Source organism: Kocuria marina (genome assembly GCF_000786655.1).
GTDB lineage: Bacteria > Actinomycetota > Actinomycetes > Actinomycetales > Micrococcaceae > Kocuria > Kocuria marina_A.
On the sequence record NZ_JROM01000003.1, the window covers coordinates 65,552 to 91,394 of the forward strand.

Consider the following 25,843-nt stretch of genomic DNA (forward strand, 5'->3'; position numbering starts at 1 on the left):
GGGTATCCGTCAAACGCACGACATCGACTGAGCCGCAGTCAGCCCGAAGGCGGGCTCTACCCCCCACAGTTCCCCAGGGGGCGTCCGGTCCGGAGCCCGGAGGCTACCTCACGTACACCGTGGCTTCCAGAGTCGAGTTGCCCAGGTAGTGGCCCACGGAGGCGACGCTGGTTTTGGTGGCAGCAGATGTGTCCGGTGACTGGATGACGGCGCAGGATCCCCCGTGAGAAAGTTCCGCCAGCGAGGCCGCTTCATATTCTTTGGACTTCGCATCGCCGCTGAGTGGGGGCGCACCGCTCTCAGTCACCGCGTACTGGAAGGGCCGCCAATTGTGACCGTTCGCGTTGACGCCAGTCTCCATGAGCTGTTCCTGGGTGGCGGCATGTGAACACAATGCGCCCCATGCGCCATTGAGCTGGGGAGGCATCACGGCGTTGAGTTCTTTCTGGGCATTCGGGCTGAAAATGCGGAAATTGATGTCGTTGCCCTTCAGCGTGGTGCCGTAGAGCTCAGCCAGCCGATCATTGCTGCCGACGGGCACCTTTGCCTCGGGGGCTCCGGTGGCCCTGTCCGTTTCAGCGGATCGGTCGGAGGGAGTAAGGGTTATGCCCTCTCCCACAGTCGCGTGAGTCACCTGGTGAGGGTACGCGCTCTCCGTGGCGAGAACGACGGTTTTCTTCTGGCCCGCAATTACTTCGTATTCATCCCAACTGAAAGCGTTGTGCACCTCGATGATCCGGTTGGTGGCATCGACGCTCGAGCTCTCCGGCGCTTCCGATTCGTTCAGGTAGTCGCCGAGTGCGGTGTATTCGACCAGGTCACCGGCCGGCGTCGTGAAAGTCGCCTTCAGCGTGGTGATTGAGTCTGCGCCCTTGATGTTGTCAACGGTGACGGCCAGGAAATGCAGCGGAGTGTTCGATTTTCCCATCAACTGGCGGGCTTCCTCGACCCCGGACGGCGCTTTCACTTCAGCGGTAGCGGTGAATCGTGCCCCGTTATCACCGGCGCCTGACCAGTTCTGCACATCCTGGTACACCTGGGGGCTGGGCGCGCCTACGCTTGATTGGCCGGTGTCCGAGGCGTCATTGTTCGCGGAACACCCGGTGAGCACGACGAAGGCTAAAACCGCGACGGAGAGCGACCGTTTCATGGGGGATCTACTTTCTCGGTGTGATGCGTGAGGGGAAATTCGAGCATACTGCGGCGACTTTGGCGTCGGGATCGAACAGGCGATCATGACGGAGCTCAGAGGGTTGGACTGGTTCGATTCCCTTGAATGAGTCGTCGGAGTATTTTCCCGGGTGGTGTCGGCCGGCCGTTGTCGGCAGCACCGCCCTTGCTCTGAGAACTTCATGACGCGCAATGGTTAGGCTGGGGTCCCCGCACACGTCCCGAACGCCATGGAGGACACGGTGGAACACTTCCCCACGTTGACCGAGACCGTTGCCGCCCTGCGCCGCGGGGAGGTGACGAGCGAGGAGCTGACCCGGCGGACGCTCGAGCGGATCACCGAGCTCAACGAGCACCTGGGCGCGTTCATCCACGTGGCCCCGGAGGCCGCGCTGGACCGGGCCCGCGTCGCGGACGAGCAGCTCTCCGCGGTTCTAGGCGCGTCCTCCAAGAGTGAGGCCACCGAGGTGCCCACTCTCCTGGGCGTCCCCACCGCGCTCAAGGACGGGCACGACGTCGCGGGGATGCCCACCACGTGGGGCTCACTGACCACGCGGGACGAGACCGGTACCGTGCCGCCCGCCGCCGCGTCCGAGCCGCTCGCCGCCACCCTCGAAGCCTCCGGCGCGGTGATCCTCGGCAAGACCCAGGTCCCCGAGTTCCTGCTCAACTGCTATTCGGAGAACCGCGCCTTCCCGCCGGCCCGCAACCCGTTCGCCCTGGACTGCTCCCCCGGTGGCTCCTCCGGGGGTCAGGCGGCCGCCGTGGCCGCGGGGATCCTGCCCGGGGCCGTGGGTTCCGACGGCGGCGGCTCCATCCGGATCCCCGCGGCGGCCTGCGGACTCATCGGCCTGAAGCCCAATCGTGGGCGTGTCCCGAGCAACGACGCCCTGTCCAACGTGGGACAACTGGGGGTCAACGGCCCCATCACGCGCACCGCCAGGGATGCCGCCCTGCTCATGGACGTGCTGTGCCACACCCCCGGACACGATCGGATCGACCGCCCCGTCCGGGCCGCGCCCGAGCCGTCCTTCACGGCAGTGGTCGACGCCGCCCTGGCCGGGCGGATGCCGTGGGGTGAGCGCCCGCTGCGGATCGGTGTCAGCACGGCGTCGCCCTTCGACGAGACGTACGACATCTCCGTATCACCCGAGGCGCGTGCCGCGCTCGACGACGGGGTGCGGCGCCTCGAGCGGGCGGGGCACGACGTCGTCGACGCCCGGATCTCCTACGACCCGGCCTACCCGGACGCGTTCTTCCGGCTATGGAGCACCGTCATGGGGCAGCTGCCGCTAACCGGGCAGGAAGGACAGCTCACGGGCCTGGCCCGGGCGTTCCGGGACCGCGCGCTGACACGGTCCGCGGTGGATCTCGCCGATGCCGTGGCGGTCCTGCGGGGCATCGAGGCCAATGTGATCAGCCAATATGCCCTGTACGACATGATCCTCACTCCGGCGCTGGCCATGCCCCCGCGCCCGATCGGCTGGTTCCACGAGGGCTTCGACATCACCGACCCCGCCAGTGCCGAGCAGGATTATATGCGGCAATGCCAGTACACCCCGTGGACCTCCCTGATCAACGTGGTGGGGCTGCCCGCGATCACCATCCCCACCACGTGGGCTACACCCGAGCGAGGCAACTACCCCGGGCCGGTGCCCATGGGCGTGCACCTGGTGGGAGCGGCGTCGTCCGAGGCGTGGCTGCTCGCGCTCGCGGCGCAGTTGGACCCGCCGACCACGCCGCGCGCGTCCTTGGTGGCCTGACGGCACCTGCTCTGAGCGCGAGCTGCGAGCGCGCTGCCACCGGCCGTTCGGGCCCCGGCGTGCGGTGCGCGGAAACCTGCGGAAAACGACTGACGGGCGCCGCGATCGGGACTAGGTTTGAACCATGGCTAACCGTGCGGGCACCGTCGCCCAACCCAGTGACCTCGTGGACATCGACCAGCTCCTGGCCGCGTACTTCGACCGCGTCCCGGACGCGGACGATCCTGATCAGCGCGTGGTATTCGGCACCTCCGGGCACCGCGGGTCCTCACTGAAGACCTCGTTCAACGAGCACCACATCGCCGCGATCACGCAGGCGATCGTGGAGTACCGCACCGCGCAGGGGATCACCGGCCCCCTGTTCATGGGCAAGGACACGCACGCGCTGTCCGGACCCGCGCAGGACACCGCGCTGCAGGTGCTCGCGGCCAACGGCGTGCGCACCCTGCTGGACTCCCGGGACGGCTTCACGCCCACCCCGGCACTGTCCCACGCGATCCTCACGTACAACGCCTCCGAGCCCGAGGACCGCGCGGATGGCATCGTGATCACCCCGTCCCACAACCCGCCCACGGACGGCGGCTTCAAGTACAACCCCCCGCACGGCGGTCCCGCGGACACGGACGCCACCGAGTGGATCGCGAACCGCGCCAACGACCTCATTGCGGCGGGCCTCGATGGTGTGGAGCGGGTGCCCCTGGAGGAGGCCGCCGCCGCGGAGACCACCGGGACCTTCGACTTCCTGGACAGCTACGTCTCCGCGCTGCCGGAAATCATCGACCTCGAAGCCATCAGGGAATCCGGGCTGCACATCGGCGCGGATCCCATGGGCTCGGCGTCCGTGGCGTACTGGCAGGAGATCGGCGAGCGCTTCGGGCTGAACCTGACCGTGGTCAACCCCGAGGTGGACCCGCAGTGGGCGTTCATGACGCTGGACTGGGACGAGAAGATCCGCATGGATTGCTCCTCCCCCTCGGCCATGGCGTCCCTGATCGGCAACCGGGACGAGTACGACATCGCGACCGGCAACGACGCCGACAGCGACCGGCACGGCATCGTGACCCCGGATGCCGGGCTCATGAATCCCAACCACTACCTGGCCGTGGCCATCGACTACCTCTACCGCAACCGTGCCGGGTGGTCCCCGGAAGCCGGGATCGGTAAGACCCTGGTGTCGTCCTCGATCATCGACCGCGTGGCCGACTCGCTGGGCCGCCGGTTGGTGGAGGTCCCCGTGGGCTTCAAGTGGTTCGTGCCCGGTCTGCTGGACGGATCCATCGGCTTCGGCGGTGAGGAATCCGCGGGCGCGTCCTTCCTTCGGATGGACGGTTCCGCGTGGACCACTGACAAGGACGGCATCATCCTGGCGCTGCTCGCCGCGGAGATCACCGCACGCACGGGCAAGACGCCTTCGCAGCGCTACGCCGAACTCACCGAGCAGTTCGGGGATCCGGTGTACGAGCGCATCGACGCCCCGGCCGATCGCGAGCAGAAGGCCGTACTGAAGAAGCTGTCCGCCGAGCAGGTCACCGCGGAGACCCTCGCCGGGGAACCCATCATCGCCAAGCTCACCGAGGCGCCGGGTAACGGCGCCACTGTGGGCGGGCTGAAGGTGGTCACGGAATCCGCGTGGTTCGCGGCCCGGCCGTCCGGGACCGAGGACGTGTACAAGATCTACGCGGAGTCGTTCAAGGGCGCGGAGCATTTGGCGCAGGTCCAGAAGGAGGCCAAGGCGCTCGTGGATTCAGTGATCGGCTGAGGTTGGAACGCCTCCCGCACCGGGCGGGTGCGGGAGGAGGTGTTGACCGATGATAAGTATGAGTATTCAATGAGGGGCGACCCTCGCGGCACCGTGGTATACCCCTCGCCCCGGGGGCACATCACCGAAGGATGACACCCCCGCATGAGGTCCACCCCCGCCCGCCCGGATTCCACGAGTCCTCTGGGCCCATCCAGCATGTTGCAGTCCGAGCCCTGGGAGCGTTTCCAGACCGATCTGGGGCGTACCACCCACAGGCTCCACGGGCCCGGATGGGATGCCCTGGTGGTGGAGGAGCGATCCCGCGCCGGCCGGATCTGGTACGCGCCCTACGGGCCCGTGCTGCAGCATCCGGCAGCGCTCCCGGACGCTCTCGAGGCCCTGCGGGAGGCCGCCCGCGCCGAGTCCGTGGGGTGGCTGCGGGTGGAACCGCAGCTGCCTGCTCCCGCGCAGACGCCCTTCGGGGACGCGGTGCAGCGACAGAACGCCACGGCGGCCTCCCTGGTGGCCCTGCTCCGGGCGCACGGCGCCCGCCCCGCTCCGCGTGACATCCAGCCCGCCCACACCCGCTGGGTGGATCTCACCCGTCCGCCCGAGGCGATCCTCAAGGCCATGACGGGCACCAACCGCAACCTGTGGCGCCGGTACCGGGACAAGGGTCTCACCCTCTCGTCCAGTTCGCACCCCAGCGCCGCGGATACCGTGATCGAGCTGCTGCACCGCACCGCGGGGCGCAAGGGGTTCACGGCCCAGACCTCCGAGTACCTGCGCACTGCGGCCCGCTCCCTAGGACCGCCCGGCAGCTGCACGGCGTACCTGAGCTCCGTGGACGGCACGGTGGTCAGCGCCCTGCTCACCTACGACTCCCCCACCACGCGGATCTTCGCGCACTCCGGCATGGACGCGGCGGTGCGCAAGCTGCGACCCAACCAGCCGCTGATCGCCCAGGCGCTGCTCGACGCCGCCGCGCAGGGTCAGTCGGTCGGCGACCTCTTCGGGATCGCGCCCCTGAGCCAGCCCGATCATCCGTGGACGGGCTTCAGCGCGTTCAAGCGCTCCTTCGGGGGCGCGGACGTGGCACTGGGCGGCACGTGGGACGTGCCCGTCGGCCGTGCCCGCTACGCGGCGTACCGGGGAATGCGTCGCGCCCGGGACGGAGCGGTCCAGCTCCGCGCCCGGGCGCGCACGGCGGTGTCCGAGGCCAGGGGTTCCCGCGCCTCGAATTAGCCCACCGGGTTCCGCCCGTCCCAGGCCCGGGCGTAGAAGTCCGAGGACAGCGAGTCCAGCAAGTCCCGGTAGTCCTCCGGTGCCAATGCCTGGACGGAGCCCTCGGGGGGCGTCTGGCGGCGCACGGACACGCCGAGGCCCGCAGCGCCGTTGTGCACCGATAGCCCCGCCGCCTCCAGGAGGGTGGGGTACATGGACAGCTGGTCCGCGCCCGCCCGCAGGGGCTGGTCCGAGGACTCCCCCGGGATCCACACGCGGTTGAAGATGGTGCGGTTGGGGTGATGGTCCAGCTGCTCATGGAACGCGTCCCCGGCGCTCATGTGCTTGAGGTGGTCCCCCATGACGACCACGGAGGTGTCCTCCAGGTAGCCCTGGACCCTCATGTGCTCGATGAAGCCCGCCACCTGCGTCATGGAGCACGCGAACACCGAGGTCACCTGGTTCTGGGTGTCCACGCCGCAGGAGTCGTAGACGTGCACCGGTTCGTGGGTGTCCAGGGTCAGCATGGACAGGTTGAACGGCTGGCCCGTGCGCTCGGAGCGGGCGTGCAGACGGTCCACCTCGTCCTTCGCGTGGGCCATGAGCCGCTCGTCGCTGAGCCCCCAGTCGCCGCGGAAGTTCTGCTCCGGCTCGCCGGCGGCCCGCCAGTCCGCGAGCCCCTTGTCCTCCGTGTAGCCGTGCGATCGCAGGAAGGCGTCCTTGCCGGCGAACGAGGAGTTGGCCCCGCCCAGGAACGTGCTGGTGTAGCCGTGGTTCTGCAGCACGTCCCCCAGACACGTGACGCCGCCCAGGTACTGCTCCATCCCGGCGCCGATGTCACTCGAGCTGATGCCCTCCCCCGAGCTCTTGAGGGGGATGCCGCATTGGGTGGACGTGAGCCCGGCCATGGTCCAGCCGCCGCCTTCGTACTGCTGGAGGTCGGTGACGCTGCGCCAGCCGTCCTCCGCGCGGGTGACGTCCTCCAGGGGCTTGAACGCATTCTTCTCGAACAGCTGGTCGTCCGCGAGGGTCTGCTCCCCCGACTCGAGGTAGACCACCACCAGGTTGCGCTTGCCCGCGTCCCCGGTGACGGTGGGCTGGACGTAGCGCGATCCGATGTCGTGCGGGAACTTGGCGGCCTTGACGTAGCGGGGCAGGTCCACCGCGGACGCGAAGCTCGCGGTACCTCCCACCACCACCGCCGCCACCGCGATCGCGGAGGCGGAGCGGACCACGCCGCGCGGGGCGCGCGCAGTGTGCCCGGACAGGCGGGGGCGCCGCCACACCCACCGGCCCAGCGCGACCGCCAGGGTCAGCAGCACGGGAAGCACGCCGATCAGCAGCACCGAGACCCACACGATCGACCCGCCGCCGCCGTCCGTCTGCACGGACACCAGGTTCATGCGCATCTGCCCCACGGAGATCTGACCCCAGTAGTGCCGGATCACCCCGGCGGCCGCCAGCAGGGTGAGGCCCAGCCAGATCAGGCCGTAGCAGAGCCCTCGGCCCGTCCACCGGCCCAGCCGTCTGCTCGCACGCAGAAAACCCTCGGACATGTTGTGGACCTCGTGCTCCTCGATCACCGGTGCCAGCCGGCACCGCCGCGGCCCGGGCATGGTGTGCCGCCGCCTACATATTCGTGTTCCTTCAAGGGTAGGACATGTTCCGGCCACCTGCTGTTCACCTTGTGGGCCCGCGCCGGCGCCGGACGCAGCAGGGGAGCCCACTGTCCGGCGCGGCGCCGATCGGTCCAGCGCGAGCCTGATGCTGTCCGCAGCCGGGCCGGGGAGCGCCTGTCCCGTTCAGCTCGCGTGGGTGAGGGCCTGCACCCAGACGGCCTCCGCCACGAGGATGCCGAGTTCCACCGTGACCCCACCGGACGCTACCGTGCCCACAACGTCGGGCGGCCCCTGCGTCGCCAGAGCGGCGGGCGAGCTGCCCCCCGGGACGTCACCGCCCGGCGTGGTGCCCCCGCCGCCTACGCGCACGCGCACCGTGGCGCTGCGGGCCGGGCCCGGAAGCATCCGCAGCACCGCGCCCGGCCGGATCTCCGCCTCCGCGAGCACCCGCAGGGTCTCGGGGCTCTCGTCCGAGACGCGCGTGACCCGCACGGGCTCCGGGTGGGTGACGTCCCCGAGCGGAACGGCCGGGGCGGGAGTGATCACCCCGTCCCGCGAGGGGATCGCATCCCCGTGCGGGTCCTCGGACGGGTGGCCGAGCTTGGCGTCCACACGGTCGATGAATCGGTCGGTGACGGCATGCTCGAGAACCTCGGCCTCGTCGTGGATCTCGTCCCACGCGTAGCCCAGCTCGGTGGCCAGGAACATCTCCAGGATGCGGTGGCGGCGCACCATGTGCACGGCCACGTCACGTCCCTCGGCGGTCAGCTCCACGACCCCGTATGCGGGCCGGGTCACCAGGCCCTGTGCGGTGAGCTTCTTCAGCGCCTCGGACACGGTGGAGGCCGCCAGACCCATTCGCGCGGCCAGCGACGTGGTGGTCACCCGCTCCGGCTCCCACTCGCCCAGCCGCCAGATGGTCTTCAGGTAGTCCTGGGTGGACGGGCTCAGCTCTGCGGGGTGCACGCGTTAAGCCTAGTGGCCCTCCGGGGACGTCCCCAAGGGTGCGCCCCGCGGCGTTCGCGCCGGGGATGACAGACGGCGACGACGGCGCTGCACCCCCTCCGGGGGCCGCGCCCGGGGTGTGCCCGGGGTCGCTTCGGGTGCCGCGGCACCCGGCGACGCCGCGCCATCGGCTGGGTGCGAGGGGTCACCGTGCGACGTCGTCAGGCCGTGCGACGGTGACGCGCCTGCGCGCAGGGCCCTGTACTCGCCCCGCGCGTCGAGGCAGCGACGGACCTCGCCCCGCGTGCGTTCGAGGAACAGTGGTGCGGTAGGTGGCATCCGTGCCGATGCTCACGATGAAGTTCAGGACGCTGACGCGGCCAGCACCACGCAGACCTGCACGAGGGGCAGGCCCATGCGTCGCAGTGTGGTGCGGAGATCCTCGAGCCGGGGTCCCGGGCGGTACAGATGGCTGGGCATGGGCTCATCCTCGCTGATGGCCGCCGGTCCTTGCCATCCCGTCGTGACTGGCACCAGGCCGTGGGTGTCATGACGACCACAGCGGTTGACGTTCCCACCCGTCCGGCGCGCCCATGGATGTGATGTCCAGACGGGCGACGGAAGGAAAACTTCTCAGGACAGCCGGCAACAACCTAGCGTTGCCCACGCTGAGGCCCCGCACGAGGTACTGCACCACAGTGAGCTGTGTAAAACACCGCGCGTTCTCGTCTTTGCCCCCGGCGGGGAAGTCCGGGTGGGCAGAGCGCGGCAGCTTGGGAACGAGAGTGTAGACACGGTTGTACATCCGGCCCTGGTGGGCGGCGTAGTTGCGCAGCATGTTCATGGACTTCAACCATGATCCAAGCTGAGCCGAGGAAAGCCCCACGCCCTCAGCCAACACATTCTGGGCCTTGAGCGGGGAAAGCCGGTATAGGGCAGAGAGACTGCCCCAGTCCATCACCTCGACGGCGGCCCAGATCGGCAGCTTGCTTCCGTAGTGCTCGCGATGGTGCGCCACGAAGTCTTCGCGTGAACACCTGACGTCTTCGGCGTGACGCTCGAGCCACCGCCGGTACTGTTGGGAGGGCTCGGCGGCGCTGCCTTGCACTCGCGCAGACGGCCCCATCAGTCGAGGCTCCAGATGAGCGCACGGGTCGATGCGCCCCAGCTCGTGACCCAGCAGTGCCCGCATGGCGAGCTCGATGGGTCCGAGAGCAGCCAGAACCGCCGCGCGCAATCGGGCATCGAACTCGTAGAGAGCCATCACATCGTCGAAAGACGTGCCCTCCAGGAACGTGTTGCTCCTGCCCTCACCATCGAGGCGGCGGCGGCGGTAGGGGTACCAGTACCCACTGAGCCGGTAGTAGTCGGTCGTGCGGAGCACTCTTTCGGCCCGTGCGGGATCCGCCACCTGCATCCCACGTGACTGCAACAAACGAACCTGCTCCGAGTAGGTCTGGAAGACCTTGGGCGGCCTTTCCCGTTCTGGAACACCACCGTCTGTTCGCATGGCACCATGCTACGAAAAAAGAGGACCGGCCCTGGACCCCAGAGAGGGCGGAACCGGTCTTGATAGTAAGAGTGTATACCGTGGCATACACACGCACCACCCCGACCAGCCCACCTCACACCGTCCCCGGCAGCCCCTTCACGATCTCCATGGTCCGCACGCTCACCGTGGTCACGCGCTTGATGAGGTCCACGATGTAGCGGGGGTTCTCGTGCTCCAGCGCCCAGTCGTTGGGGTCGTTCACGATCCCCGACGCCTTGTCCGTCTTCACCCGGTACCGGTCCAGCAGCCACTCCAGCCCGGAGCGCGAGCCCAGCATGTACTCGTGGGCCGCGTCCGGGATGCCGCTGAGCGTCACGTTGCCGTTGTACACGATCACCGAGCGGTCCCTGGACCTGCCCGTGCCGCCCCAGCGCATTGTCGTCACCCGGTAGAAAGCGGGGTCGGACTCGTCACCCGTGCTGTGGGATTCCGTGAGCGGGTACGGATCCACGGTCTCGTAGCCGATGTGCAGGTCCATGAGCTCGCGCCCCGCCGCAGCGTACGCGTGGAAGTCCTCGGCGGAGCCGGGCAGCGGGATGCGCGGAAGCTGCCGTTTGAGGTCCGCCGCGTACTTCTGGCGGTAGGCCGGATCGTGCAACTGCGCGTACACGCCCACAAAGATTTCGTCCTTGCTCACGCCCTCCCCGAAGGCCTTGGTGTAGCGCGCCACGGTCGCATCCGTCACGTTGTCGATCCGCCGGTACCCGTCCACGACGATGCCGCTCTCACCCTCTCCCAGCCCCAGGTCCAGTTGCGTGGGGTTCTCGTTCCCGGCGGGGGTGCCGAGGGGTTCGTAGGTGTAGCGGGGGAAGAACTGGCCGCCGCTTCCAGCGCCCGTGACGTGAAGGTCCGGTATCTGGTTCAGCGCCAGCACGGAGAACGGAACGGCGGACCCCATCCCCACCACGTAGAACCCGTAGTTCTCGTGCTCCGGGGTCGGGAACATCTTGGGCAGTTGCCCACGCTCGTGGTTGTATCCCGGCGCGAAGTACAAGTGCTGCTTCGTGAATGGGCGGTAGATACTCACCCGCATTGCCTGTCGCGATGGAACGAGTGCGCGATCCTTGGCGGCCAGCTGACGCAGCGACCTGCTCCATGAAAGTCGCGTGGGATCTGCATGGGTGGGTGAGGACCTTAACCACTGCGCCACGCCGGATTCGCTTGTCGGGAAGTTCCTTTGGCTGGCAAAATCCCTCCGAGCCATTTCATAAGCATCCGTCATGGCCTGGATATTTTGCAGTAAATTTCGGGCGGAGAAGTCGTATACCCAAGCATCTCGGTTCGATTGCAATCCCGCACCGAACACTTGAATTAGCGGATCTGAACCCGTGGTCGAGCGGCGCTCGCCCAGCGGTGCGTACTCCTGGAACTCGTCCGTAGACTGGTTGAGCCACTCCCCCTTGGCATTGGGCTCCAGGGTCTGCCAGCCCTCGTCGCTCAGCCCCGCCGTGCGGATGATGTCGAGCTTCTCCTCGCGCGTCAGGTAGTCCCCGATGTCCCGGTAGCGCAGCTCGCAGTCCCCGGTGTGCGCGGGGTCCTTCACCGCAAGCAGGACGGCCACCGTGGTCCTACTTCCCCCTCCGAAGACGTTTCCCGCTTCTTTCTTGCGCAGGTCCCCCGCACCGCGCGCATTGCCGCGGGTGTTGAACACGTACAGCCGGTCGAAGTCCGTGACCAGCGATTTGCGGATGCCTTCCGCCGAGTTCCCGTCGATGTACCCGCCATTGGTCACGTAGGCCAGGATGCCCCGGCCCCCGATCCGGTCGGAGCCCCAGCGCATGGCGCGCACGTAGGAGTCGTAGAGGCTGTTCTTGTTCTGCCCGCTGCCCAGTGCCGCGTACGTGTCCCTGATCCGGGTGTCGAGCGTGGGGTAGGCCAGGTTGGCGTTGTTGTCGTTCGCGCTGGTCTGCCCCACCGAGTAGGGCGGGTTGCCCACGATCACGCGAATGTCCGCATCCAGCTGCTTCTGCGCGCGGGAGTTGTTGCCCGTGAACACCTCGCTGTCGATCACATCCCGGTCCTCGGACATCTGGAACGTGTCCCCCAGCACGATGCCCTCGAACGGGACGTACATCCCGCCCTGCACACCGTGGTAGGTGGCCTCGATGTTGATGGCCGCAATGTAGTAGGCCAGCAGCATGATCTCGGTGGCATGAAGTTCCTCCGCGTACTTACGGGCGAGGTCGTGGGGTTCGATGATGCCGGACTCGATGAGTCGCACCATGAACGTGCCGGTTCCCGTGAACGGGTCCAGCACGTGCACGTCCCGATCCGTGAGCCCCACACCGAAATGCCTTTTGGAGAGCTCGTCCACCGAGCGCAGGATGAAGTCCACGATCTCCACCGGGGTGTAGACGATCCCCATGGCATCCGCCTGCTTGGGGAACGCCTTGGTGAAGAAGTTCTCGTACAGCTCGGTGATGATGCGCTGCTTGCCCTCGGGGTTGTCGATCCCCGTGGCGCGGCGCTGCACACTGTCGTAGAAGGACTGCAGCGTGGCCGTCTCGGACTCCAGGTTGTTCCCGGCCAGCGTGTCCACCATCCGCTGCATCACCACGGACACCGGGTTGTGGGCCGCGAAGTCGTAGCCTTCGAACAGCGCGTCGAACACCGGCTTGGTGATCAGGTGCTGGGACAGCATGGAGATGGCGTCCGTGACCGAGATGCCGTCGTTGAGGTTGGCCCGCAGCGCCGTCACGAACGTGTCGAACTGCTCCGCGACCTCCGGGGCGGGGTCCTGGGTCACCAGCGCGGTGATCCGCTCGGTGTGCTTGGCCGCCACCTCGGCAATGGTCGCGGACCAGTTCTCCCAGTACTCGCGGTCCCCCACCTTCTGCACGATTTTGGCGTAGATGGCGTCCCGCCACTCCTGCACGTTCTCGAACGGGAGGTCCAGCACGGTCTGCTCGCCGTGCTCGTTGGTGGGGACCACCACCGTGGAGTCGTCGTCCACGGTCACCGGGATCACGTCCAGGCGATCGTCCCGGTCCTGGTTGAGGTCGATGTGGTTGACCATCGCCTCGAAGCGGTCGTCGTGCGAGCGCAGCGCGTTGAGCACGGACCAGATGACCTTGTACTTCTTGCTGTCCTTCAGCGCGGCCTCCGGAGCCACCCCCGAGGGAATGCCCACGGGCAGGATGATGTACCCGTAGTCCTTGTCCTTGGCCCGGCGCATCACCCGTCCCACGGATTGCACCACATCCACCTGCGAGTTGCGGGGGTTGAGGAACATCACCGCGTCCAGGCTGGGCACGTCCACGCCCTCGGACAGGCACCGCGCGTTGGTGAGGATGCGGCACTCCCCCTGCTCGGGCTCGGCCTCCAGCCACCGCAGCTTTTCACCCCGCTGCGCCACGTTCATGGTGCCGTCCACGTGCTCGGCGCGCAGCAGCAGATCCTGCGGATTGTCCTGCGTGAGCTGCTCGCTCACCCGCTCCAGGGCATCCGCGACCCGCTGCGACTCGCGAATGTTGGAGGCGAACGCCACCGCGCGCCGCATGGGAGCCGGGGCACCCGAGTGCGACGCCACGGCGTCGCCCCGGCCGCCCTGGCCGGAACCGCGCGTGGACAGGCCCTTCCAGCAACCGACCATGCGGGCGACGTCGCCAATGCTGAGCTGTCCGTCCTCGTCCGTGAGCAGCTCCTGGAACTGGCGCGTGATCGCGGCCTCGTCCACCGCGAGCACCAGGACCTTGTAGTCGCTGAGCAGACCGCCCTCCACAGCCTCGCCGAAGCCCAGGCGGTGGAACTCAGGACCGAACAGGGCCTCGTCGTCCATGGAGGCGACCACCACGGAGTTCTCCTCCGCCTTCTTCCTAGTGCCCTCGTCGAACACCCTCGGGGTGGCCGTCATGTACAGGCGCTTGGCGCCGCAGATGAAGGACTGGTCATGGACGCGCACGAACGCCGAGTCCTCCTGGCCGGCCAGCGTGGCGCCCGTGGTGCGGTGGGCCTCGTCGCAGACGATCAGGTCGAAGTCCGGGAAGCCCATCTGCTGCGCCTCGTGCAGCACGTCAATGGACTGGTACGTGGAGAACACCACCGTGCGGCCCCGGTAGTCCGGGAACCGGTTGAGCTGCGTGATCAGGCGCTCGGCGCTCGTGGTGGCCGGCAGCGCAAGATCCGTGGAGGAGATGTCATCCGCGGTGTTCTTGCCCACCTTCACGTCCGAGCACACCGCGAACGCGCGGAACTCCTCGGAGGCATCCCGCTTCCACTCGGTGAGCGTCTGCGAGAGCAGGGAGATAGACGGCACCAGGAACAGCACCGTGGCGTCCCTCGGCGTCTGCTCCTGCATGATCTGCAGGGAGGTGTACGTCTTGCCCGTGCCGCACGCCATGATGAGCTTGCCGCGGTCGTGGCTTTCGAACCCCTCCTTGACCGCCGCCATGGCCTGCAGCTGGTGCGGGCGCGGGGACTTGCCCTCGTCCGTGCGCACCATGTGCTCCGGCTGGTCCAGGTTGAACTGGGACCAGTCGATGGGGGCATTTGCCAGCTGATCCAGCCCCACCGTGGACCACGGCTTGTCCAGGTTCTCGATGGTCTTGCGGGCGTTGCCACCCAGCTCTTTGCGGGACGTGGAGACCATCAGCCGCTCACCGAACTCAGCGGTGGCGGACGCGGAGATGAAGGAGTCGACGTCCCCCTTGGGGATCACCTTGTCCGGATCCTTGAACTTGCACTGGATCGCCACCTTCTCGCCCGTGTCGGCGCGGACCCCTACCAGGTCCACGCCGATGTCCGAGCGGTTGCCCCGCTCCGGGTACTCGTTCCACAGCCACACCTTGGAGAACGAGTACGCCCGGTCCGTGAGCAGGTAGGACCGCATCAGCCGCTCGAACTTGTCCCCGCGGTCACGGGTGTCCAGCGCCCCGTAGTAGAGCTTGTCGAGCAGTTCACCGAATGCGTCCTGGGTCATGCCGTTCATTATTCATGGACCTCCGGGAGGGTCCGGGAACCCACGCCGGGGCTCTGCCGGGGCATCACTCGTACGTGTAGAACCCCTGCCCGGAGCTGCGCCCCATGTGACCCTGGTCGATGAACTCCCGCTTCACGCGTTCCGCAACCCGCTGGGACTCCTCGGTCCCCGCATTCATGTTGATCTGGTAATAGGTCTCCATGCCCACGTGGTCCAGGATCTGGAAGGGGCCCAGGGGAGAACCGGTGGCGGTGCGCCAGGTCTTGTCGATGTCCTCGGCCTGTGCGATGTCGTTGACCCACAGGTGTGATGCCGCCGTCAGGAACGGCACCAGCAGGGTGTTGAGGATGTAGCCCGCCTGCTCCTTCTTGATGTGGATGGGCACCATCCCGATCTGCTCGGCGAACTCCAGGACGGCCTCGGCCGCGGCGGGGTCCGTGCCCGCGTGCCCCATGACCTCACCGGTGTTGTTGCGCCACACCTCGTTGGCGAAGTGCAGCGCCAGGAACCGCTCCGGGTGTCCTGTGGACTCGGCAATGTCACTGGGCAGCAGCGTGGAGGAGTTGGTGCACAGGACGGTCTTCTCCGGCGCGGCCGCACCGATCTGGGACCACACCTTCTTCTTGAGCTCCAGGTTCTCGGGCACGGCCTCGATCACGATGTCCGCGTCCTGCAGGGCCGCCTCGAGATCCGTGGTGCCGCTCAACCGGGCCTTGGCCGCCTCCAGTTGCCCGGGGGTGGCCGCCATGTCCCGCGTGTACAGCAGGGACAGCTTCTCCCACTTGCCGGGCAGCGCCCCGACGATCTCCTCGCTGATGTCGTACACGGTCACGGTCTTGCCGAAGTACGCCGCCTGGAACGCGATCTGCGATCCGAGCACCCCGGATCCGATCACGGTCACGTTGGTCAGTTCAGCCATGATGTCCTCCCCCACTACTGTGTGAGTCACGCTCGCGCGAGTCGGCCTCCCGCGGGCCCGGTGGCCACGGGCGTGGCCCCCGTCATTCACCCTACTCGCCCGTAGATTTCTCGCCAGGCGCCGACAACGCCGCACGGCCACCTCCCGCGGCACCTCACCACCGCGCGTGGGCCCCGCACCACCAGTCGGGCCCCACCCGCGCACTAGAATCCTCGGGGCGGCACCCACGGCCCGCCCAGGACAAGGAGCACCCATGAGTTCGCCGGTTTCCCCCGACCACACCCCGCCACCGCAGAACGAGCAGCACGAGCCGCGCAAGCAGAACCGGCGCGGCGGCGTCGTCGAGCGCCTGGGCCTGAACTGGCGGCTGCACGGGGACGGCAGGCACGTGGCCCCCGGTGACGTGGTGACCCCGCGGGAACGGCTCGCCTGGCCGCGCACCATCTCGATCGGCGCGCAGCACGTGGTCGCGATGTTCGGCGCCACGTTCCTGGTGCCGCTGCTCACCGGCTTCCCGCCGGCCACCACGCTGTTCTTCTCGGGCATCGGCACGGTGCTGTTCCTGGTGGTCACGGCGGGGCGGGTGCCCAGCTACTTGGGGTCTTCGTTCGCGTTCATCGCCCCGATCACCGCGTCCGTGAACCAGTACGGTCCGGGTGGCGCGCTCGGCGGCGTGATCATGGCCGGTGCCGCGCTGTTCCTGATCGGCGTGATCGTGCAGATCGCGGGCACGGGGTGGCTGCAGAAACTCATGCCACCGGCCGTCACGGGCACCATCGTGGCCCTCATCGGTTTCAACCTGGCCCCCTCCGCCAAGCAGAACTTCACCGCGGCACCCGTCACGGCCCTCGTGACCCTGGGTTCGATCATCCTGATCTCGGTGTTGTTCCGCGGGCTGCTGGGCCGCCTGTCCATCCTCCTGGGCGTGGCGATTGGCTACGTCACCGCCGTGATCCGCGGTGAGGTGGACTTCACCTCGATCCAGGCCGCATGGGATGAACAAGGCGTGTTCGGCCTGCCCCAGTTCCACTCCCCCGAGTTCCACCTCAACCTGGCCGGGTTGTTCATCCCGGTGATCCTGGTGCTCGTGGCGGAGAACATCGGTCACGTGAAGTCCGTGGCCCTAATGACCGGCGACGACCTGGACCCCTACATGGGCCGCGCCATCATCTCGGACGGTCTAGCCACCATGATCGCGGGCGCCGGGGGCGGTTCCGGCACCACCACGTACGCGGAGAACATCGGCGTCATGGCCGCCACGCGCGTCTACTCGACCGCCGCGTACTGGGTGGCCGCGCTCGTCGCGATCCTGCTGAGCGTGCTGCCCGTCTTCGGCGCCGCGGTGGCCACGGTCCCCCAGGGTGTGCTGGGCGGAGCGGCCACGGTGCTGTACGGCATGATCGGCATGCTGGGCGTGCGGATCTGGGTGCAGAACCGCGTGGACTTCTCCAACCCGGTCAATCTCACGACCGCGGCGATCGCCATGATCGTGGGCATCGGTGACTACGCGTGGTCGATCGGCGGCCTGGACTTCGCAGGCATCGCCCTGGGTACCGCCGCGGCACTCGTGGTCTACCACCTCATGGCGGCCATCGCCCGCGCCCGCGGCTCGGTGGGCTCGGACCCCCTCACCCCGGACTCTTCGCAGAGCCCGTCACCGCTGGGCTGACCCGCGGTTCACACGCTGATCGGGAGGTCCGATTCCTGGTCCGCCACGTTCCGGATCCGGTCCATGTCCACCTCGGCCACCGTGGCCGGCTCCCACTGCGGGTTCTTGTCCTTGTCCACGACCATGGCGCGCACGCCCTCGATGAAGTCGTGGCCCACCGCAGTGTCCTCCGCCATACGCAGTTCGCGGCGCAGGCAGGAGACGACGTCGTCGTCCTGCGCGCCGCGCTGCAGCAGCTCGAACACGCGCGCGAGCGACGTGGGGCTCATCCCGTCCAGGTCCGAGCCCGCGTTGCGCACGACCTCCTCGAAGCCGTCCGCACCGTAGGTCGCCACGATCTCGTCCCAGCGCCCCACGAGTTCGGATTCCGGGGCCTGCTTGACGTACGACGACGTCGCGACGTCCACTCCGTCAGCCAGCACGGTGTCCACGAACGCGTCCACGTCCGCGGAATCGATGTAGGTGTCCGCCAGCCCCAGCGCGATCGCATCCGCGCCGTTGATGCGCGCACCGCTTAGCCCGAGGTAGCGGGCGACGGCGAGGGATTCGTGGCGAGCGGCGTCGTCGTCGGTCGAGGAACCGGCACCCCGGGTGACGCGCGGCAGGAAATAGCTCGCGCCGATGTCCGTGAAGAAGCCGATGGCCGTCTCCGGCATGGCCATCTGTGTGGTCTCCGTGACCACTCGGTGCGAACCGTGCACGGACAGGCCCATGCCGCCGCCCATCACGATGCCGTTCATGATGGCCACGTACGGCTTGGGGTAGCGCGCGATGATCGCGTTCATGGAGTACTCGGTGCCGAAGGCGTCGCGGATCTCGTCCTGGCGGCCGCCCAACGCCGCCTCGCGGACCTCCTTAATGTCCCCGCCCGCGCAAAACGCCTTGGCGAGCTGCGAGCGGATCACGACCTGCGTGATCGCGGGATCATCCCGCCACATCTGCAGTGCGCTGACCAGCTGGTGGTACATGCTGCGGTTCAACGCGTTCAGCGCCTTGTCACGGTTCAGGGTCAACAGCCCGGTCTGGCCCTGGATCTCGGCCCGGACGAACGATTCTTCAGTAGCCTTCATGTTTCCCATGCTAGCCAGCACCATGGGCTCATGTGACGACCAGCATGCCCCCGAGGGCGGTGGTCGCCACGACGACCGTGGAGATCGCGCCGAGCAGCACGGGCTTGAAACCCACTCGCACGAGTTCTTTGGCCTTCACTCCGAGTCCCAGCGCGAACATCGCCATGCTGAGACACCACGTCTCCAGGGTGCCCAAGGCTCCCAGGGCTGGTTCCGGCACGACGCCGCTCGAGGCCACCAGCACGGCGAGCACGAACCCCACCACGAACAGGGGCACGATCGGGGGTCGCTTGCCGTTGCGGGCGGCGGTGCCCGAACGGCGCGCCCGGATCCCCACGATCGTCATGATCGGCGCGAGCATGACCACGCGGGTCAGCTTGACCAGCACCGCGGAGGCCAGTGCCGCCGAGCCGATGGCCCCGCCCGCGGCCACGACCTGGGCGACCTCGTGGATCGAGCCACCCGCCCACAGACCGGCCTGGTGTTCGGTCAACCCCAGGACCCCGCTGAGGAGTGGGATCACCGGGATCATCAGACTGCCGTAGAGCACCACGAGTCCCACGGCGGTCGCCACGTCCTCGTCCTCCGAGTCCGTGACCCCGTCCATCGCGGCCACGGCCGCGGCACCGCAGATCGAGAAACCGCACGCGATCAGCAGGCGCTGTGCGCGCGGGACCCCCATGAGGCCGCCGATCCACACCGTGGTCAGGATGCCCACGCTGACCACGACCACGATGACCGCGATCATCTCGAATCCGAGTCCCGCGATGTCCTGGAGTGAGACCGTCAGGCCCAGCAGGATGATGCCGACGCGCAGGATCCGCTTGGCGGCCACGGCGATCCCCGGGGCCAGAACCCGGGGCAACCGGGCCACGTTGGCGATCAGGGCGCCCACGACGATCGCGATCAGCAGCGGGCTCACCCCCGGGATCCACCACCCGAGCACGAGGGATACGACCATGCCCGCTGCGCAGAACGCCAACCCGGGGAGGACCGCCCCGCGGGAACCCGGTTGCCGTTCGGTGCCAGGGGCAGCCTGGGGCGCGGGCGTCGTCGCACCCGCCACTGGCACAGGGTGCGTGGCCGATGCCGTGGCTGCGGCGGTTGCCGAGGCCGACGTGGTCTTCGTCGTCGCTACTCGCGGGATGGCCGCGCCGCTGGAGGCGCCCCGCCCAGCGAGCGCACCGGTCACATCGAGTGTGCCTGCCCCGCCGGGGGCGCCTGCCCCGTTAGGGGTGCCGTGGAAAGTTTCGTGACCCGTCGCCATACGTTCACTGTGCTCGCACGAACACCCGCCGGGTAGTCGTGACCTGAGCATCGGGTCATATACTGCTGATATGGCCGAGGTCGATCTCTCCCTGCTGCGCCTGATCGTGTCCGTCATGGACCACCGCTCCATGGGCGCGGCCGCCCGCGCGCTGGGCATGGCCCAGCCCAATGTCTCCCGCGCCGTGGCCCGCGCCGAGCGGATGTGGCGGCTGCGCCTGCTGGACCGCTCACCCACCGGGTCCAGGCCCACGCCCGAGGGCCGCGCCGTGGCCGAGCGCGCCCGCAGGGTCCTCGCCGAGTACGACGGGTTCACGACCGAGATCGAGAAACTGCGCCTCGAGTGGACCCAGCACGTGAAGGTCGCGGCGTCCGTGACCGTGGCCGAGTACCTGGCCCCCACGTGGTTGTCCCGGTTGCGGGATTCCCACCCGGGGCTGGAGCTACAGTTGTTCGTGTGCAACTCCGCGGAGGTCATGCGCCGCACGCGCCGGGGCGTGGTGGACGTGGGCTTCGTGGAGAGCCCGGATCCCGCGGAGGGGCTGCAGGAGACGGTGGTCGCGCGGGACCGACTGGAGGTCGTGGTGGCCCCGCACCACCCGTGGGGTCAGCGCACCGAGCCCTTGACGGCCGCGGACCTCGCGGCCACCCCGCTGGTCATGCGTGAGGAAGGATCGGGAACGCGGCGCACACTGCTCACCGCGCTCGCACCCCTGATCCCCGCACCCCCGGCCATGGAACTCAGCTCCAATGCCGCGGTCCTCGGTGCCGTGCGGGCCGGGGTGGGCCCGGCGGTGCTCAGCGCGCTCGCCGTCGCGGAGGAGGTCGAGTGCGGGAACCTGGTGCGCGTGCCCGTGTTCGGGGGCGTGCTGGACCGTAATCTGCGCGCAGTGTGGCGCGCGGGCCTGGACACCGACGGCGCCGCGTGGCACCTCGTGGAGCTCGCGGCGCACGCGCACCGCGCCACCCCGTTCAGCCCAGATCGCACTGCGCGAGCGCGGCCAGCAGATCCTTGGCCCGGCGGTCCACGTTCTCGCTGAGCATTTCGTTGGTGTGGAACGAGAACCCGATCCGCGCGTCCGGCCACACCCCGTGCAGACAGCCACCCGCACCGGAGTGACCGTAGGCCCGCTCCACTGGACCGTATGTGCCCAGGGGGTCCTGGACCTCGTAGCCCAGGCCGAACGCCACGGGGCGGTCGTTGACCGCGTCCCGGCCGTGGGACCACGTGCGCGTGAACGTCTCGAGGGTCGCCGGTGGCACGAGTTCGCCCGATGCCACGAGCGAGTAGAACCGCGCAATCGCATCAGCACCGGCGATCCCGCCTCCCGAGACCAGTCCGCTCGCGTGGAACGCGCGGGAATTGGCGGGCAGTTCCTCCCCGAGCAGTGCGTTGCCGTACATCCGCTCCACGATCCCGCGCCGCTGCGGATCCTCCAGGAACGTGCTGATCGTGTACCCGGGGGCGCGGAACACGGGAGCCACCCGGTCCTCGAGCTCGGCGGGCAGTCCCAGGTACAGCTCGAGCCCGTGGGGCCGGGCCACGTGTTCGCGCAGCAGCTGTCCGGCGCGGTGGCCCGTGACCCGCACGAGCAACTCCTCGACCATGTGTCCGAACGTCACCGCGTGGTAGGCCACGTTGCTCCCGGGCTCCCACAGGGGCTCCTGTCGGGCGAGCACCGCCGCGTGCGCGGAGGCGTCCAGCATCCCGGCGGGAGGTTCCGGATCCGTGTACACGAGTCCCACGGTGTGGTCGAGCACCTGCGCCACACTCACGTGCTCCTTGCCGCGGGCCGCGAACTCGGGCCAGTAGCGCGCCACGGGCTCGTTCACGTCCAGCAGTCCGCGGTCCACCGCCATGGCCACGAGGGTCGCGGAGACCCCCTTGGTCCCCGAGAACATCACGGCCAGGGTGTGCTCGTCCCACGGCCGCTCGACCGCATCCCCCGGGGAGGACCGGCGATCGAACGAACCCCCGTGCAGCCGGATGAGCGGGCGCCCGTCCCGGTACACGCAGAAGGACAGCCCTCCGTGTGCGCGGCACAGATGCTCCTCGAAGGTCTCCCGCACCCGGCTCACGGCGGGGCCGCGCAGGTTCGTGTGCGCCGTCGTCAGCTCGGTCCGGCTCCCGTCGGTCATCGTCCCACCTCAGCCCGCGCTCTCGAGAGTGGGTACGTGCTCGAGCAGGGACCGCGTGTACTCGTGCCGGGGATCGCGCAGCACGGTGTCCGTGGGCCCGTACTCCACGAGCTTCCCGTGCTCGAGCACCGCGAGCCGGTGCGAGATGTGCCGCGCCAGGGCGATGTTGTGGGTCACGAACAGCATGGCCAGCCCGCGCTCGCGCTGCAGTTCCCGCAGCAGTTCGATCACGGACGCCTGCACGGACACGTCCAGCGCGGACGTGATCTCGTCGCACACCAACAACGACGGCGCGTTCACGAGCGCCCGCGCCACGGCCGCCCGCTGTCGCTCCCCGCCGGACAGGTCACCGGGGCGACGGTCGATGTAGCTGCGTCCCAGCCGCACGGCGTCGAGCGCGTCCGCCACCGCCGCGCGCCGCTGCGCTCGCGAGAGCTCCCCGTTCATCTCGAGCGGCACCTGCAGCGAGTCGCCGATACTGCGCCGAGGATTCAGGGACGAGAAGGGCGACTGGAACACGTACTGGATCCGCTGCCGCTGCTCCCGGGTGCGCTGCCGCGTCCCGGGCGCGAGCACGTGCCCGTCCAGCAGGACCTGCCCGGTGTAGCGGTCGTTGAGCCCGGCCACGCTGCGGGACAGCGTGGTCTTGCCCGAGCCGGACTCCCCGAGCAGCATGGTGGTCCGCCCGGCCGGCAGGTCCATGCTGATCCCGTCCAGGATCACCGCCGGCCCGTACGCCATCCACAGCTCCCGCACCGCGACCACGGGTTCGACGGACGCGCGGTCGCCGCCCGCCGTCCCGGGACCGGACGCCGCGGGCACCTCGGAGGCATCCCGGGATGGGTCGGAACCTCCGGCTTCAGTGCCCGCCCGGGGTTCGACGACGACGCCGCTCCCGCGCCCCCGCGCCGCTTCCCCACCGCGCGGGGTACTCGCGTCGCGCGACCGGCTCGGCCCGGCGTCGTCGTCCCCGCCGCGGCCGTCGTCCCACGGCGCGCGCACCGAGTGGACGGGGGCGACCGCGGGACCGCCGCCCATCTCGCGGGCGCCTGCCATATCCGGCACCGCGTCCAGCAGCGTGCGCGTGTAGGGGTGTTCCGGGTGATGCAGCACGTCCCAGGCGGCGCCGCGCTCCACGATGGTGCCGCGGAGCATGACCGCGACGTCGTCCGCGACCTGCGCCACGACCGCGAGGTCGTGCGTGATGTAGAGCCCCGCGACGTCGTGCTTGGTGGTCAGCTCGTACACGGTCTTCAGCACGAGGTCCTGCGTGGCGACGTCCAGACCCGTGGTGGGCTCGTCCAGGATGATGACCGCGGGGCGGCACGCGAACGCCATCGCGATCCCGATCCGCTGCTGCTGCCCGCCGGAGAGCTCGTGCGGGAACCGGCGCTGGTACGCGCGGTCGCTCGGCAGACCCACCTCGGTGAGCACCTCGGCCACGCGTGCGTCACGCTCACGGGCATCGCGGCCGAACTCGTGGGCGCGCAGCACCTCCGCGATCTGCTCCCCCACGCGCAGCGACCCGTTGAGCGACAGCGCGGGGTCCTGGGGCACGTACGCGATCGTCCCGCCCCGCAGCCCGCGCGTCCCGCGTTCGGTGAGCGTCAGCAGGTCCACGGCCTCGGGGTGGAAACGGGACGCGCCCGCGTGCAGTTCCACGGTGCCGCGGCGCAGTTCCAGCCCGGCGCGCAGGTGGTTCATGCACGCGAGCGCCGCGGTGGTCTTGCCGGAGCCGGACTCCCCCACGAGCGCGAGGATCCGCCCAGGGTGCAGCCGGAAGCTCACGTCGTCCAGGATGAGCTCGCCGCCCGCGACCCCCACGCTCAGGTGGGACACCGTGATCGCGGTGTCCACGCTCGCGCGGGGCACCACGGCGCGGGGGACGACGCCGCCACGGTCGTCCGCGCGCCGACCCGCCGTGGCGCGGTCGCTGCCGCGGCCCGTGGCCTTCGGAGCATTGCGTGGGGCGTTGGCACCGGAGGCGTTGGCGCGAGCCGCGGCGCGGGCCCTCTGTTCCGAGCGTCTCATCGAGTTCCCTTCCCAGTGGTGCGCACGCGGCCCGCGGAGGCACCGGCCACGGCGTCGGCGATCAGGTTGGTCCCCACCGTGAGCACGGCGATCGCGATGACCGGCAGGATCACACCCCACGGTTGCAGGGACAGCGCGATCCGGTTCTCGTTGATCATGAGGCCCCAGTCCGGGGTGGGCGGTTGCATGCCGAGTCCCAGGAAGGACAGGGAGGCCACCGCGCCGATCGAGTAGGTCAACCGCAGTCCCACCTCCACCATGAGCGGGCCCATAATGTTGGGCACCACGTCCCGACCCAGGATCTTCCACTGGGGGACGCCGTACATCTGGGAGGCCAGGACGTAGTCCTCGGCCACGACCCCGGCGGTCGCCGCGCGGATCACGCGGGCCACCCGGGGAGCGTGAGTCACGCCGATCACGAGCACCAGGACCCAGCCCTGCGGGCCCAGGACGGTAACGGCCAGCAGCGCGAAGACGAGCTGCGGGATGGCGAGCAACACGTCCCCGCAGCGCATGATCACCGAGTCCAGCCACCCGCCGCGCAGCGCGGCGAGCATCCCCAGGACGGCACCCAGGCCCACGCCCACGACGGTCGCGAGCGCGGAGTACAGCAGCAATCGCCAGCCACCGGCTAGGAACCGGGACAGCACGTCACGGCCCAGGTTGTCAGTGCCGAAGACGCCGGTCTGGAACGGTTTGCCCGCGAACGAGTTGGTGCCGTACCCGGTCCACGCGGGCACGGCCAGCGGCCCGAGCACGGCGAGGAGCAGCACGAGGGCGGTGAGCACGATGCCCAGTTTCGCGGCCGGTTGCCGCAGCACGCGGCGCGTGAACGACTCCGAGGTTCTCTGCGCGCTCATGAGCGGGACTCCGTCCGCAGTTTCGGGTTGGCGAGGATCCCGACCACGTCCGCGAGCAGGTTCACGATCACGTAGAACGCCGCGATGATCATGGACAGCGCCTGGACCACCTGGACGTCACGCGTGTTCACGGCGTCCACCATGGCCTGACCGAGCCCGGGATAGCGGAAGAGGAACTCCACGACCACGATGCCCCCGGCCAGCCACGCGAGCTGCATCGCGATCACCTGGGCCACGGGCCCGATCGCGTGCGGGAGGGCATGTTTGAAGATCACCTGACGTTCGGGCAGCCCCTTGAGCCGTGCCATCTCCACGTACCCGGAATCCAGGACGTCCGCCATGGTGGTGCGGGTCATGCGGATCATGTAGGGCACCACCACCAGGATCAGGGTCAGGGTGGGCAGGATCAGTTGCAGCGGGTAGTCCCACACACGCGTGCCCGGCGCGGCCATCGTGACCGAGGGCAGCAAGCGGAACACGGTCGTGGACAGCAGCGTGGTCAGTGCCACGCCGATCACGAACTCGGGCAGCGCCGCCAGCACGAGCGAGATCCCCGTGAGCCCCTGATCCGCCGCGCGGCCCCGGCGCATCGCGGACCACGTGCCGAGCAACAACCCCACGGGGATGGCGATCACGGCCGCGATGGCCATGAGCACCACGGACGCGGAGACCTTGCTCGCGAGCAACGCGTTGACGGAACCGCCCGTGGCGGCCGACGTCCCCAGGTCCCCCACGAGCAGACCGCCCAGCCACGAGAGGTAGCGCTCGTACCACGGGGCGTTGAGGTCCAGTTGTTCGCGCAGCGCCGCGAGCCGTTCGGGTGTGGCCTGCTGGCCCAGGATCGCCTGGGCCGGGTCACCGGGCAGCAACAGGGTGAAGAAGAAGACCAGCAGGGACACGGCCAGGAGCACGAAGACCGAGATGCCCAGCCGTTTCAGGATCATGGTGGCCACGCGA

17 protein-coding genes are annotated in these 25,843 nt (G+C 68.9%); 5 read left to right on the forward strand and 12 right to left on the reverse strand.

Annotated elements, in window-relative coordinates; all coding sequences use genetic code 11:
* Positions 1-103 precede the first annotated feature (103 nt).
* Positions 104-1,150 carry a hypothetical protein gene (locus AS25_RS00425; RefSeq protein ID WP_143467431.1) on the reverse strand — a complete coding sequence of 349 codons (1,047 nt, stop codon included), beginning with the start codon at positions 1,148-1,150 and terminating at the stop codon, positions 104-106.
* 250 nt (positions 1,151-1,400) lie between these two features.
* Here AS25_RS00425 and AS25_RS00430 point away from each other — a divergent pair, with 250 nt between their 5' ends.
* The 3 genes from AS25_RS00430 to AS25_RS00440 all read left to right on the forward strand — a co-directional run bounded on the left by AS25_RS00430 (position 1,401) and on the right by AS25_RS00440 (position 5,919).
* The gene (locus AS25_RS00430; protein ID WP_253270422.1) at positions 1,401-2,933 is read left to right on the forward strand and encodes an amidase; all 1,533 of its coding nucleotides are present in this window, start codon (positions 1,401-1,403) and stop codon (positions 2,931-2,933) included.
* 124 nt (positions 2,934-3,057) lie between these two features.
* Entirely contained in the window at positions 3,058-4,692 is a 1,635-nt protein-coding gene (gene pgm, locus AS25_RS00435) for a phosphoglucomutase (alpha-D-glucose-1,6-bisphosphate-dependent) (protein ID WP_035959271.1), read from the forward strand.
* Positions 4,693-4,836: 144 nt separating this feature from the next.
* Positions 4,837-5,919: a lipid II:glycine glycyltransferase FemX gene (locus AS25_RS00440; protein WP_052160580.1), complete on the forward strand. Its 1,083-nt coding sequence runs from the start codon at positions 4,837-4,839 to the stop codon at positions 5,917-5,919.
* On the opposite strand, the gene AS25_RS00445 is transcribed toward AS25_RS00440, so the two are convergent.
* The 5 genes from AS25_RS00445 to AS25_RS00465 all read right to left on the reverse strand — a co-directional run bounded on the left by AS25_RS00445 (position 5,916) and on the right by AS25_RS00465 (position 15,851).
* Complete coding sequence (locus tag AS25_RS00445; RefSeq protein WP_035959323.1) at positions 5,916-7,454, reverse strand: sulfatase-like hydrolase/transferase; 1,539 nt, start codon at positions 7,452-7,454, stop codon at positions 5,916-5,918. The genes AS25_RS00440 and AS25_RS00445 overlap by 4 nt on opposite strands.
* A 246-nt stretch (positions 7,455-7,700) precedes the next feature.
* On the reverse strand, positions 7,701-8,483 hold the full coding sequence (locus tag AS25_RS00450) for a metal-dependent transcriptional regulator (RefSeq protein ID WP_035959276.1): 783 nt from the start codon (positions 8,481-8,483) through the stop codon (positions 7,701-7,703).
* Positions 8,484-9,009: 526 nt separating this feature from the next.
* Complete coding sequence (locus tag AS25_RS00455) at positions 9,010-9,972, reverse strand: Abi family protein (RefSeq protein WP_052160581.1); 963 nt, start codon at positions 9,970-9,972, stop codon at positions 9,010-9,012.
* A gap of 115 nt (positions 9,973-10,087) precedes the next feature.
* On the reverse strand, positions 10,088-14,932 hold the full coding sequence (locus AS25_RS00460; protein WP_035959325.1) for a DEAD/DEAH box helicase: 4,845 nt from the start codon (positions 14,930-14,932) through the stop codon (positions 10,088-10,090).
* 64 nt (positions 14,933-14,996) lie between these two features.
* On the reverse strand, positions 14,997-15,851 hold the full coding sequence (locus tag AS25_RS00465; RefSeq protein WP_035959329.1) for a 3-hydroxyacyl-CoA dehydrogenase: 855 nt from the start codon (positions 15,849-15,851) through the stop codon (positions 14,997-14,999).
* Positions 15,852-16,104: 253 nt separating this feature from the next.
* Here AS25_RS00465 and AS25_RS00470 point away from each other — a divergent pair, with 253 nt between their 5' ends.
* On the forward strand, positions 16,105-17,520 hold the full coding sequence (locus AS25_RS00470) for a uracil-xanthine permease family protein (protein WP_084117915.1): 1,416 nt from the start codon (positions 16,105-16,107) through the stop codon (positions 17,518-17,520).
* Positions 17,521-17,528: 8 nt separating this feature from the next.
* Here the strand turns inward: AS25_RS00470 and AS25_RS00475 are convergent, their stop codons facing one another.
* The gene (locus tag AS25_RS00475) at positions 17,529-18,590 is read right to left on the reverse strand and encodes an enoyl-CoA hydratase/isomerase family protein (protein WP_035959334.1); all 1,062 of its coding nucleotides are present in this window, start codon (positions 18,588-18,590) and stop codon (positions 17,529-17,531) included.
* A gap of 28 nt (positions 18,591-18,618) precedes the next feature.
* A complete protein-coding gene (locus tag AS25_RS00480) occupies positions 18,619-19,662 on the reverse strand; it encodes a YeiH family protein (RefSeq protein WP_035959280.1) in 1,044 nt (347 codons plus the stop codon).
* A 265-nt stretch (positions 19,663-19,927) separates the two neighbouring features.
* On the opposite strand from AS25_RS00480, the gene AS25_RS00485 reads away from it, so the two are divergent.
* Positions 19,928-20,896: a LysR family transcriptional regulator gene (locus AS25_RS00485; protein ID WP_084117917.1), complete on the forward strand. Its 969-nt coding sequence runs from the start codon at positions 19,928-19,930 to the stop codon at positions 20,894-20,896.
* On the opposite strand, the gene AS25_RS00490 is transcribed toward AS25_RS00485, so the two are convergent.
* From AS25_RS00490 to AS25_RS00505, 4 genes are read right to left on the reverse strand one after another with little or no spacing between them, the layout of a single operon-like run.
* Entirely contained in the window at positions 20,829-21,995 is a 1,167-nt protein-coding gene (locus AS25_RS00490) for a serine hydrolase domain-containing protein (RefSeq protein ID WP_084117918.1), read from the reverse strand. The two genes, AS25_RS00485 and AS25_RS00490, sit on opposite strands and share 68 nt — an antisense overlap.
* A gap of 9 nt (positions 21,996-22,004) precedes the next feature.
* Positions 22,005-24,026, reverse strand: a complete 2,022-nt coding sequence (locus AS25_RS00495) for an ABC transporter ATP-binding protein (protein ID WP_084117919.1) — start codon at positions 24,024-24,026, stop codon at positions 22,005-22,007.
* Positions 24,023-24,886 (reverse strand): ABC transporter permease, encoded by an 864-nt coding sequence (locus tag AS25_RS00500; protein WP_035959284.1) that lies wholly within the window; start codon positions 24,884-24,886, stop codon positions 24,023-24,025. The genes AS25_RS00495 and AS25_RS00500 overlap by 4 nt, the downstream gene beginning before the upstream one ends.
* A complete protein-coding gene (locus tag AS25_RS00505; protein ID WP_035959287.1) occupies positions 24,883-25,839 on the reverse strand; it encodes an ABC transporter permease in 957 nt (318 codons plus the stop codon). The genes AS25_RS00500 and AS25_RS00505 overlap by 4 nt, the downstream gene beginning before the upstream one ends.
* Positions 25,840-25,843 lie beyond the last annotated feature (4 nt).

What these genes read in the sequence shown, in the direction of transcription:
- AS25_RS00425 (WP_143467431.1), bottom strand. Translation starts at nt 1,150, where the DNA reads ATGAAACGGTCGCTCTCCGTCGCGGTTTTAGCCTTCGTCGTGCTCACC.
- AS25_RS00430 (WP_253270422.1), top strand. Translation starts at nt 1,401, where the DNA reads ATGGAGGACACGGTGGAACACTTCCCCACGTTGACCGAGACCGTTGCC.
- pgm (WP_035959271.1), top strand. Translation starts at nt 3,058, where the DNA reads ATGGCTAACCGTGCGGGCACCGTCGCCCAACCCAGTGACCTCGTGGAC.
- AS25_RS00440 (WP_052160580.1), top strand. Translation starts at nt 4,837, where the DNA reads ATGAGGTCCACCCCCGCCCGCCCGGATTCCACGAGTCCTCTGGGCCCA.
- AS25_RS00445 (WP_035959323.1), bottom strand. Translation starts at nt 7,454, where the DNA reads ATGTCCGAGGGTTTTCTGCGTGCGAGCAGACGGCTGGGCCGGTGGACG.
- AS25_RS00455 (WP_052160581.1), bottom strand. Translation starts at nt 9,972, where the DNA reads ATGCGAACAGACGGTGGTGTTCCAGAACGGGAAAGGCCGCCCAAGGTC.
- AS25_RS00460 (WP_035959325.1), bottom strand. Translation starts at nt 14,932, where the DNA reads ATGACCCAGGACGCATTCGGTGAACTGCTCGACAAGCTCTACTACGGG.
- AS25_RS00465 (WP_035959329.1), bottom strand. Translation starts at nt 15,851, where the DNA reads ATGGCTGAACTGACCAACGTGACCGTGATCGGATCCGGGGTGCTCGGA.
- AS25_RS00470 (WP_084117915.1), top strand. Translation starts at nt 16,105, where the DNA reads ATGAGTTCGCCGGTTTCCCCCGACCACACCCCGCCACCGCAGAACGAG.
- AS25_RS00475 (WP_035959334.1), bottom strand. Translation starts at nt 18,590, where the DNA reads ATGAAGGCTACTGAAGAATCGTTCGTCCGGGCCGAGATCCAGGGCCAG.
- AS25_RS00485 (WP_084117917.1), top strand. Translation starts at nt 19,928, where the DNA reads ATGGCCGAGGTCGATCTCTCCCTGCTGCGCCTGATCGTGTCCGTCATG.
- AS25_RS00490 (WP_084117918.1), bottom strand. Translation starts at nt 21,995, where the DNA reads ATGACCGACGGGAGCCGGACCGAGCTGACGACGGCGCACACGAACCTG.
- AS25_RS00495 (WP_084117919.1), bottom strand. Translation starts at nt 24,026, where the DNA reads ATGAGACGCTCGGAACAGAGGGCCCGCGCCGCGGCTCGCGCCAACGCC.
- AS25_RS00500 (WP_035959284.1), bottom strand. Translation starts at nt 24,886, where the DNA reads ATGAGCGCGCAGAGAACCTCGGAGTCGTTCACGCGCCGCGTGCTGCGG.